Genomic DNA, 8,754 nt, shown 5'->3' with positions numbered 1-8,754 from the left:
GTCCTTTACAACAGGCAAGGCAACGTCAGCTTCAAGCAAGGCCAAGCGAATTTCTTTGGTTGCCTCCTGGACATCAGATTCAGAGATTTTTCCTTTTTTACGTAGATTTTTAAAGACGTTCTGCAAACGTTCTGTTAAACTTTCAAATGCCATTTTTCTTCCTCTTATTCTCTATTATCAATGCTTGTTAAAATTTCTATCTGCTCCTGCAGAAAGTCATCCTTGGGATAGCGCTCCAAAATCTGATCAAAAATTTGACTACGGACAATATAGTCCGAGTACATATGCAATTTCATCTCATAATCTTCTAGAATCTTTTCTGTCCGCTTGATATTGTCATAGACAGCCTGACGACTGACACCGAACTCCTCGGCAATTTCAGCAAGACTGTAATCATCAGCGTAGTAGAGCTCTATATAATTCATTTGCTTGTCTGTCAAAAGCGCTGCATAAAATTCAAAGAGCGCATTCATACGATTGGTTTTTTCGATTTCCATAACTTTTATTATACCAAAAATTAGCCTAATCTACCACATTAGCAGGCTAATCCTAGAAGATAGCTAGCAAAATTCGAAAAAGACATGAGCCTAGCCCCAAGTAATTTCCAATTGATAGCTGGCAAAGGGATGTCCCTCTTGATTTTGTAGTTGATAGTCTAAATGAATCTTTTGCCCATTAACTTCATAACGGCTCGTTTGGATGATAAACTCCTGCATGCCCATAGGTGTAGAAATATAGGCTAAACTGTCACTATCCTTTAAAAAGCGCATAATGGTCTTCGGATTGGAAAATCGGCTCATCACAATTTCTTGACCATGAAATTTAATAACTACTTTTTCCTTTTCCTCATTATAGAAAAGCAGGTAGCTATAATCTCCTTTTTCATGCACTTCCACGTCATAAAGTTGGTCAATAACTTCCAACTGCTCATCAAACTGAATCCTATTTCGCATCCGAATCTTCACATCAAGTCCTCTTTCTTGTCTCTTGTCCTACTATTTTACCAAAAACTCTAGCTTTTTGCTATAATGGTCATATGAACGAAAAAGTATTCCGTGACCCAGTTCACAACTACATCCATGTAAACAATCAAATCATCTATGACTTGATTAATACAAAAGAATTTCAACGCTTGCGTCGTATCAAGCAACTGGGAACTTCCAGTTATACCTTCCACGGTGGAGAACACAGTCGCTTCTCTCACTGTCTAGGAGTCTATGAAATTGCACGACGTATCACAGAGATTTTTGAAGAAAAATATCCTGAAGAATGGAATCCTGCCGAGTCTCTCTTGACCATGACCGCTGCTCTCCTACATGACCTTGGGCATGGTGCCTACTCCCATACTTTTGAACATCTCTTTGATACAGACCACGAAGCCATTACTCAGGAGATTATCCAAAGTCCTGAAACGGAGATTCACCAAGTCCTGCTACAAGTGGCGCCAGATTTTCCAGAAAAGGTTGCCAGTGTCATAGACCATACCTACCCTAACAAGCAGGTCGTGCAACTCATTTCTAGTCAGATTGATGCGGACCGCATGGACTACCTCTTACGCGACTCCTATTTTACTGGAGCTTCCTATGGAGAATTTGACCTGACTCGCATCCTCCGAGTCATTCGTCCTATCGAAAATGGGATTGCCTTTCAGCGAAATGGCATGCACGCCATCGAAGACTACGTCCTCAGTCGTTACCAGATGTATATGCAGGTTTATTTCCACCCAGCAACACGCGCCATGGAAGTTCTCCTACAGAATCTCCTTAAGCGCGCCAAGGAACTCTATCCTGAAGACAAAGACTTCTTTGCACGAACTTCCCCACACCTCCTACCTTTCTTTGAAAAAAATGTGACCTTGTCTGACTATCTGGCTCTGGATGATGGTGTGATGAATACCTACTTCCAGCTCTGGATGACCAGTCCTGACAAGATTCTTGCAGATTTATCGCAACGTTTTGTCAACCGCAAGGTCTTTAAATCCATTACCTTTTCACAAGAAGACCAAAACCAACTTGCAAGTATGAGAAAATTGGTTGAGGACATCGGCTTTGATCCTGACTACTACACTGCCATTCATAAGAACTTTGACCTTCCTTATGATATCTATCGTCCCGAATCTGAAAATCCGCGGACACAGATTGAGATTTTACAAAAAAATGGAGAACTGGCCGAACTCTCTAGCCTGTCTCCTATCGTCCAATCCCTTGCTGGCAGTCGCCACGGAGATAATCGCTTTTATTTTCCGAAAGAAATGTTGGACCAAAACAGCATCTTCGCAAGCATTACCCAGCAATTTTTACACTTGATTAAGAACGATCATTTTACCCCAAATAAAAACTAGAAGAGGAATTTTATGAGTATTAAACTAATCGCCGTCGATATTGACGGAACCCTAGTCAACAGCCAAAAGGAAATCACTCCTGAAGTCTTTTCTGCCATCCAAGATGCCAAAGAAGCTGGTGTCAAAGTCGTCATTGCAACTGGACGCCCTATCGCTGGTGTTGCCAAACTTCTGGATGACCTGCAGTTGAGAGACGAGGGTGACTATGTAGTGACCTTCAACGGTGCCCTTGTCCAAGAAACTGCTACTGGCCATGAGATTATCAGCGAATCCTTGACCTATGAGGATTATCTGGATATGGAATTTCTCAGTCGTAAGCTTGGTGTTCACATGCACGCCATTACCAAGGACGGTATCTACACTGCCAATCGCAATATCGGAAAATACACAGTGCACGAATCAACCCTCGTCAGCATGCCTATCTTCTACCGCACCCCTGAAGAAATGGCCGGCAAAGAAATTGTCAAATGTATGTTCATCGATGAACCAGAAATCCTCGATACTGCGATTGAAAAAATACCAGCCGAATTTTACGAGCGCTACTCCATCAACAAATCTGCTCCTTTCTACCTCGAACTCCTTAAAAAGAATGTGGACAAAGGTTCAGCCATCACTCACCTAGCTGAAAAACTCGGATTGACCAAAGATGAAACCATGGCTATCGGTGACGAAGAAAATGACCGTGCCATGCTGGAAGTCGTTGGTAACCCCGTTGTCATGGAAAATGGAAATCCAGAAATCAAAAAAATCGCCAAATACATCACCAAAACAAATGACGAATCCGGCGTTGCCCATGCCATCCGTACATGGGTACTGTAAAAGAGAAATAGATAAAAACCGCTCGGCTGAGCGGTTTTTGATGTCTAATTACTGCCCCCTGCCGGAATCGAACCAGCAACTACTCCTTAGGAGGGAGTTGTTATATCCATTGAACTAAGGGAGCTAGATAAAAACTCTGCTGAAGAAGCAGAGTTTTTTAGTCGAATTAACGACGGATTTCTTTGATACGAGCTGCTTTACCTTGGAGAGCACGCAAGTAGTACAATTTCGCACGACGTACTTTACCGTAACGAACAACTTCGATTTTCTCAACACGTGGAGTGTGGATTGGGAAGATACGCTCAACACCTACACCGTTAGAGATTTTACGAACTGTGTAGTTTTCTGAGATACCAGCACCTTTACGTGCGATAACAACACCTTCAAAAATCTGGATACGTTCACGGTTACCTTCGACAACTTTCGCGTGTACACGAACAGTGTCACCAGGACGGAATGATGGGATATCAGTACGAAGTTGACCTTCAGTCAAGCTTTGGATTAATGGATTCATTTTATTCTCCTATCTTTGTCAATCTTGAGGATTCTTCCTCAGCGGATAAACTGTATTTTTGTGCGTCCATTACACACAAGATACAGTTTACCAAATTTCCACAAAAAAGTAAAGAAATTTATAGCAGAATTCCTAAAAAAATCGCAATCAAACCACCTAGGTAGGTCAAAGTCAGATAAGAATAAAATACCTTCTTATCACTTAACAGTCTTTGTAGTTCGTCATTCAAGGTCGAAAAAGTTGTCAAACCGCCACAAAATCCTGTTGCTAGAATAGCATAGACTTCCTTAGACTCCACATGATTATAGAATAATCCAATCAAAAAACAACCTAAAAGATTGGCTATAAGCGTTCCGAGGGGCAATTTAGAAGCTTGATTATAGCGGGAAAAGATATACCGTACTAAAGCTCCGAAACCACAAGTAATTGCAAGATAAATGATTACCATTTCTTCCTCCCCAAATAGTAAGCCAAGAGCAGGCCTCCTCCGATGCTCAAAAGCAAATACAGGACCAAACTAAGATAACGCCCTGTATCAAGCAGTTTCACAGCATCAAGCATGAGACTAGAAAAGGTTGTTAAACCTCCACAAAAACCCGTCCCCAGTGCTAAAACCAAGCCCTTACTAGTCCCCTTATAGATCAGGTAGCCTTTTACCAAATAAACCAAGCAGAAAATGCCCAGATAGTTGACAAAGAGAGTGCCCCAAGGAAAATCTGGACTTGCTGGTAACCAAGTGGAAACTAGATAGCGGACAAGTCCGCCCACCATGGCAGCTAGAAAAATTCCTAGCGGATAAAATTGTTCTTTTTTCATTTGATATTTTGATCCTGATAATCACGCGAACGTTTGAGTATGTCCGAAAAAGTCGCTACAATAGTCTCCTGATAGCGCTTGTCTCCTACACGACTTCTAACCTTTTCAAAAATAACCGCTTCTCTCTTGGTATCTAAAATCGGTTTACCCGAAGCTTTCTTATAAGCCACAACCCCTTCAACTAAGTGCATTCGTTCTTCTAGAAGTTTAACAATTTGATCGTCGATTTGATCAATTTCTTGACGAATAATATCTAAATCCATACAGTCTCCTCCTTTATTTGAATTATTGTATCAAAAAGCCACCAAATAGGCTAGTAAAATCCCAACTCTCGATAAGAAAAATGCACTGATTGATTGCATCAGCGCACTTTTATGCTTATCCTACTTTAGCAGCCAATTCTTCTGCGAATTGTTCCAAGCGTTCAATGTCTTCTTCCTCAGCAGAGAGATCAACTTTGACACACTCTGAACCTTTTTCTGCCCCTGTCGCTACAAAAACGCGGTCAAAGTCATCAACAGCCTTACAGAATTCATCGTAGAAGGTATCTCCTGAGCCGACCACTCCGTAGATTTTGCCATTCAAGTTGAGATCTGCTAGGTCTTCGTAGAAGTCCATCATCTCATCTGGCAATTCTCCATCACCATAAGTATAGGTCGCAACGATAGCGATGTCTGCTTCCAAGAAGTCTGAAGCGTCAACAGTTGTACATTCATCAACATCGACATCCAAGCCCAAGTCACGTAATTTGTCTGCTACAATATCTGCAATTTCTTCGGTATTACCGGTCATACTGGCAAATACAATTTTTGCTAATGCCATATCATCCTCCTCAATTTATCTTTCTCCATTATATCACATCTTTTTCATTTTAAAAATAAAAATTCTTGTGCTACAATGAAATGAGAAAGAATTGAGGTTATTTATGGAAATTTGCCATCAAATTTTAGAAAAAATCAAAGAATATGACACGATTATCATTCACCGTCATATGAAACCAGACCCTGATGCCTTGGGAAGTCAGGTGGGATTGAAAGCTCTTCTCAAACATCATTTCCCAGAAAAAACCATCAAGGCCGTTGGTTTTGATGAACCAACTCTTACTTGGATGGCTGAAATGGATCTTGTTGAAGATAGTGCCTACCAAGGCGCCCTTGTCATCGTCTGTGATACGGCTAATACTGCTCGTATCGATGATAAGCGCTATAGTCAAGGTGATTTTCTCATTAAGATTGACCACCATCCAAATGATGATGTATACGGTGATCTGTCTTGGGTGGATACTAATTCAAGTAGCGCTAGCGAGATGATTACCCTATTCGCTCAAACAACCCAACTGGCATTGTCAGATCGTTCTGCTGAGTTGCTCTTTGCAGGAATTGTTGGTGATACAGGCCGCTTCCTTTATCCTTCTACGACTGCACGGACTCTTCACCTTGCTGCTTATTTGAGAGAACATAACTTTGACTTTGCGGCTCTCACTCGCAAAATGGACACTATGAGTTACAAAATTGCTAAACTTCAAGGCTACATCTACGACCATCTGGAAGTGGATGAAAATGGTGCTGCTCGCATTATCCTGAGTCAAGAAGTCTTGAAACAATTCAATGTTACCGATGCTGAAACTGCAGCCATTGTCGGTGCACCTGGACGCATTGACAGTGTTAGTCTCTGGGGAATTTTTGTGGAACAGGCTGATGGCCACTACCGTGTTCGCTTACGTAGTAAAATCCATCCTATCAATGAAATTGCCAAGGAACATGATGGTGGAGGCCACCCTCTAGCAAGCGGTGCTAATTCCTATAGCCTAGAAGAAAACGAAATCATCTACCAAAAGTTAAAAAACTTGCTTAAAAACTGATAAAATACTTGCCAAACTTTTCAGAATCTGATAGACTAGTATGGTAACATCTATGGCTCGCAAAGAGACCATGGCAGAAAGGAAATATTGCAAAATGAAAAAAGATATCCATCCAGAATATCGCCCAGTTGTCTTCATGGACACAACTACTGGTTACCAATTCCTTAGCGGTTCAACAAAACGCTCTAACGAAACAGTTGAGTTCGAAGGCGAAACTTACCCATTGATCCGTGTGGAAATTTCATCAGACTCACACCCATTCTACACTGGACGTCAAAAGTTCACTCAAGCAGATGGACGCGTGGATCGTTTCAACAAAAAATACGGTCTCAAATAATGATAAAAAGACAGCTTCGGCTGTTCTTTTTTTTGTTTCTTGAAATCAACTGCTGTTTTCATGTTCCAAACTCAAAAAAACTTTGCACTCTCAATAGCCTCACAATGGTTTCTAGAGTACAAAGTTTTTTCTTGCCTAAAAAGTATAAAAGATATATACTAGCTATATATAGTATAGATTGGAGATATACCATGACGACATCACTTACTAAGCAATACAATTTTAAAATCAATGAGTCATCAATGGAACAAGCTAGAGCTATCATCAAGGAAAAAGGAATGACTATGACGGATGCTATTAGTCTTTTTATCGAGCAAATTGTTCTCGAACAGGATTTACCAATAAAAACTGTAGAAGATTTACACCGTGAGCGATTAATTCAGGAACTACAAGCCCAATCTGAACGCGCCTTAAGAGAATATGAATACGGACAAGGAACTTCCCTAGATGATATGAGGCTACGATATGACTTATAAAGTGATTCTATCTACCGAAGTGAGTCAGGCAATTGACAGTATTCATGACTACATTACTACTGTTCTTTTATCACCTCAGTCTGCTAAAAATACTGTGACCAAAATTCTAGACGGCTTAAAAAGTTTAGAAACCTTTCCTGAAGCTGGTTTTGATGCAGATGAAAAAATAGGACTAAAAATCAACAGTAAGTACTCAACAAGAGGAAAAATTATCGGGCAATATATCTTGCTTTACTTTATCGATCAAACCCAAAGAACTGTTTTTCTTTCCCACTTATTTCACACAAAAAGCGACTATGTTACCTTGCTACAAAGCAAAAATAATAAAAACTCAAAATCATCATTTTGATGTCAACTGCTCCCTTAATAGCCTTGTGATTATAAAGAATACAGTCTTCATTTTAACTAGAAAATCAAAAAACTTTGCACTCTAGCTAGCCACACGATGGTTTCTAGAGAACAAAGTTTTTTTATTAGTGCAGATTTACTCTTCCTTATCTTGATTTCAGTTCCTTTAGTTGTATTGTCTTCCCAAAGGATGCGTTCGATACGGTGGAAACCTGACCATCCTTCTTCTGTCTTGTTTTCGTCCATGTAGTCTGCTAAACGGAAGTCAATCTTGACATCTGACTCACCAAAACTCTCAGCAATCGGTTCTGAACACTCATAAGACATACGAATCAGTGGATAGACCATCTTAGCCTCTTCTAATTTGCCTTCTTTCAACAGTTTGACAAAGCCTTCCGTATCTGTCAAGAGTTTATCGATTTGCTCTTGCACAAAAGTCTTATAGTCAGCAGTGGCCTTATCAAGCATTTTTTGCTTGTCTTCAGACAAGGCTGTAACCTTAGATGAATCGGTTGTATCTGCTGATTTTTCAAACCTAACAGCACAAGCTTGTCAATAGCAAGGCTGAAGATAAAAGGACAAAACCTAGTTTTTTCATTGTTTACTCCTATCGGTTCAGGAAACCTGAATTAATTTTACGTCTCATTATACCACGTTTCCACTCATTTTTTAATAGATTTTCAGAAAATTTAATGTTGGGGGATTTATACTAACAATAGACTTTTAACCTCAAAATTGATAAAATAAGAAAGAAAATAAGATAAAAGGAAACTGTAAATCAACATGATGAACATGCAAAACATGATGCGCCAAGCACAAAAACTTCAAAAACAAATGGAGCAAAGTCAGGCTGAACTTGCTGCTACAGAATTTGTTGGCACTTCTGCTCAAAACCTTGTAACTGCTACACTAACAGGAGACAAGAAAGTTACAAAAATTGATTTCAATCCAGCAGTTGTTGACCCAGAAGATATTGAAACTCTATCAGATATGACAGTTCAAGCAGTCAATGCTGCTCTTGAACAAATTGATGAAGCAACTAAAAAGAAACTAGGTGCTTTTGCTGGTAAATTACCATTCTAATAGCATAAAAAGAGGCTGATGTTCAATTCAGCCTCTTTTGTCTTACCTAGAAAGTAAATATTTCTGCTGCTTTCTTAAGAAGCAAGTCCGTATATTCAGGATCTTCCTGAGCGGTTTCAAGCTCTTCTTTAATTCTTTCTAGATCATCTGTTATCATAC

The 8,754-nt window shown here is 40.0% G+C and carries 15 protein-coding genes, 1 tRNA gene and 1 pseudogene; 7 read left to right on the top strand and 10 right to left on the bottom strand.

What is annotated here, in order from left to right; translation table 11 throughout:
- From QZ359_RS06990 to QZ359_RS06980, 3 genes are all read right to left on the bottom strand, one after another.
- On the bottom strand, positions 1–153 hold a 153-nt coding region (locus QZ359_RS06990), incomplete at its 3' end, for a signal recognition particle receptor subunit alpha (protein WP_293964742.1).
- Between the two features lie 11 nt (positions 154–164).
- The gene (locus QZ359_RS06985) at positions 165–497 is read right to left on the bottom strand and encodes a putative DNA-binding protein (RefSeq protein ID WP_000402066.1); all 333 of its coding nucleotides are present in this window, start codon (positions 495–497) and stop codon (positions 165–167) included.
- A gap of 90 nt (positions 498–587) precedes the next feature.
- Positions 588–965 (bottom strand): DUF1934 domain-containing protein, encoded by a 378-nt coding sequence (locus tag QZ359_RS06980; protein WP_101785022.1) that lies wholly within the window; start codon positions 963–965, stop codon positions 588–590.
- A 71-nt stretch (positions 966–1,036) separates the two neighbouring features.
- Here QZ359_RS06980 and QZ359_RS06975 point away from each other — a divergent pair, with 71 nt between their 5' ends.
- Both QZ359_RS06975 and yidA read left to right on the top strand, forming a co-directional pair.
- Positions 1,037–2,341, top strand: coding sequence for an HD domain-containing protein (locus tag QZ359_RS06975; RefSeq protein WP_101785024.1), 1,305 nt, complete (start codon positions 1,037–1,039; stop codon positions 2,339–2,341).
- Between the two features lie 12 nt (positions 2,342–2,353).
- A complete protein-coding gene (gene yidA, locus QZ359_RS06970; protein WP_101785026.1) occupies positions 2,354–3,160 on the top strand; it encodes a sugar-phosphatase in 807 nt (268 codons plus the stop codon).
- Positions 3,161–3,212: 52 nt separating this feature from the next.
- On the opposite strand, the gene QZ359_RS06965 is transcribed toward yidA, so the two are convergent.
- The 6 genes from QZ359_RS06965 to QZ359_RS06940 form a co-directional block, all read right to left on the bottom strand.
- Positions 3,213–3,284, bottom strand: a tRNA-Arg gene (locus tag QZ359_RS06965).
- 42 nt (positions 3,285–3,326) lie between these two features.
- Positions 3,327–3,674 (bottom strand): 50S ribosomal protein L19, encoded by a 348-nt coding sequence (gene rplS, locus QZ359_RS06960; RefSeq protein ID WP_001068669.1) that lies wholly within the window; start codon positions 3,672–3,674, stop codon positions 3,327–3,329.
- Positions 3,675–3,792: 118 nt separating this feature from the next.
- Positions 3,793–4,122, bottom strand: coding sequence for a fluoride efflux transporter CrcB (crcB, locus tag QZ359_RS06955; RefSeq protein ID WP_000234810.1), 330 nt, complete (start codon positions 4,120–4,122; stop codon positions 3,793–3,795).
- Positions 4,116–4,490, bottom strand: coding sequence for a fluoride efflux transporter CrcB (crcB, locus tag QZ359_RS06950; protein WP_000712113.1), 375 nt, complete (start codon positions 4,488–4,490; stop codon positions 4,116–4,118). The genes crcB (QZ359_RS06955) and crcB (QZ359_RS06950) overlap by 7 nt, the downstream gene beginning before the upstream one ends.
- A complete protein-coding gene (locus QZ359_RS06945) occupies positions 4,487–4,753 on the bottom strand; it encodes a chorismate mutase (protein WP_000362436.1) in 267 nt (88 codons plus the stop codon). The genes crcB (QZ359_RS06950) and QZ359_RS06945 overlap by 4 nt, the downstream gene beginning before the upstream one ends.
- A gap of 115 nt (positions 4,754–4,868) precedes the next feature.
- On the bottom strand, positions 4,869–5,312 hold the full coding sequence (locus tag QZ359_RS06940) for a flavodoxin (protein ID WP_001162125.1): 444 nt from the start codon (positions 5,310–5,312) through the stop codon (positions 4,869–4,871).
- A 103-nt stretch (positions 5,313–5,415) separates the two neighbouring features.
- On the opposite strand from QZ359_RS06940, the gene QZ359_RS06935 reads away from it, so the two are divergent.
- The 4 genes from QZ359_RS06935 to QZ359_RS06920 all read left to right on the top strand — a co-directional run bounded on the left by QZ359_RS06935 (position 5,416) and on the right by QZ359_RS06920 (position 7,513).
- Positions 5,416–6,351: a bifunctional oligoribonuclease/PAP phosphatase NrnA gene (locus tag QZ359_RS06935; protein WP_000401753.1), complete on the top strand. Its 936-nt coding sequence runs from the start codon at positions 5,416–5,418 to the stop codon at positions 6,349–6,351.
- A gap of 94 nt (positions 6,352–6,445) precedes the next feature.
- Entirely contained in the window at positions 6,446–6,688 is a 243-nt protein-coding gene (locus QZ359_RS06930) for a type B 50S ribosomal protein L31 (RefSeq protein ID WP_000710764.1), read from the top strand.
- 191 nt (positions 6,689–6,879) lie between these two features.
- Positions 6,880–7,164, top strand: a complete 285-nt coding sequence (locus QZ359_RS06925) for a type II toxin-antitoxin system RelB/DinJ family antitoxin (protein WP_000213595.1) — start codon at positions 6,880–6,882, stop codon at positions 7,162–7,164.
- The gene (locus QZ359_RS06920) at positions 7,154–7,513 is read left to right on the top strand and encodes a type II toxin-antitoxin system RelE/ParE family toxin (protein WP_000221463.1); all 360 of its coding nucleotides are present in this window, start codon (positions 7,154–7,156) and stop codon (positions 7,511–7,513) included. Before QZ359_RS06925 ends, QZ359_RS06920 begins: the two co-directional genes overlap by 11 nt.
- A gap of 155 nt (positions 7,514–7,668) precedes the next feature.
- On the opposite strand, the pseudogene QZ359_RS06915 reads toward QZ359_RS06920, so the two are convergent.
- Positions 7,669–8,110 (bottom strand): annotated as a pseudogene (locus QZ359_RS06915) (EfeM/EfeO family lipoprotein); the annotation flags it as partial.
- Between the two features lie 185 nt (positions 8,111–8,295).
- Here QZ359_RS06915 and QZ359_RS06910 point away from each other — a divergent pair.
- Positions 8,296–8,595: a YbaB/EbfC family nucleoid-associated protein gene (locus tag QZ359_RS06910; protein ID WP_000981533.1), complete on the top strand. Its 300-nt coding sequence runs from the start codon at positions 8,296–8,298 to the stop codon at positions 8,593–8,595.
- Positions 8,596–8,754 lie beyond the last annotated feature (159 nt).

It is taken from the genome of Streptococcus sp., assembly GCF_019414905.1.
Lineage (GTDB): Bacteria > Bacillota > Bacilli > Lactobacillales > Streptococcaceae > Streptococcus.
Note: the sequence above shows the minus strand (reverse complement) of the source record. Positions and strands in the feature narration are given on the sequence as shown.